Source organism: Prevotella amnii CRIS 21A-A (genome assembly GCF_000177355.1).
Lineage (GTDB): Bacteria > Bacteroidota > Bacteroidia > Bacteroidales > Bacteroidaceae > Prevotella > Prevotella amnii.
In genome coordinates this window covers 1-629 of record NZ_ADFQ01000103.1, presented here as the reverse complement: position 1 = coordinate 629, position 629 = coordinate 1, and the positions used below count along the sequence as shown (strand labels likewise).

1 rRNA gene is annotated in these 629 nt (G+C 49.8%); it reads left to right on the top strand.

Annotation, left to right across the window (positions count from 1 at the left end):
- Nucleotides 1-512 (top strand): 16S ribosomal RNA (locus HMPREF9018_RS09450); the annotation flags it as partial.
- Nucleotides 513-629 lie beyond the last annotated feature (117 nt).

Below are 629 nucleotides of genomic sequence, written 5' to 3'. Positions count from 1 at the left end.
TATTCCCTTCGGGGCATTTGTGAAGGTGCTGCATGGTTGTCGTCAGCTCGTGCCGTGAGGTGTCGGCTTAAGTGCCATAACGAGCGCAACCCCTTTTTTTAGTTGCCATCAGGTAGTGCTGGGCACTCTAGAGATACTGCCACCGTAAGGTGTGAGGAAGGTGGGGATGACGTCAAATCAGCACGGCCCTTACGTCCGGGGCTACACACGTGTTACAATGGGTGGTACAGAGAGTTGGTTGTACGCAAGTGCAATCTAATCCTAAAAACCATTCTCAGTTCGGACTGGGGTCTGCAACCCGACCCCACGAAGCTGGATTCGCTAGTAATCGCGCATCAGCCATGGCGCGGTGAATACGTTCCCGGGCCTTGTACACACCGCCCGTCAAGCCATGAAAGCCGGGGGTGCCTGAAGTTCGTGACCGTAAGGATCGACCTAGGGCAAAACTGGTAATTGGGGCTAAGTCGTAACAAGGTAGCCGTACCGGAAGGTGCGGCTGGAACACCTCCTTTCTGGAGCAGAATGTATACGATAGACATCTTTATGGTATAAAGTATAAAAAAAAAGAGTATTCTACCTTTTTCTAAGGTTTGTTTCTCTTTTTGTACTACAAGTACTCTGTTTTTAAA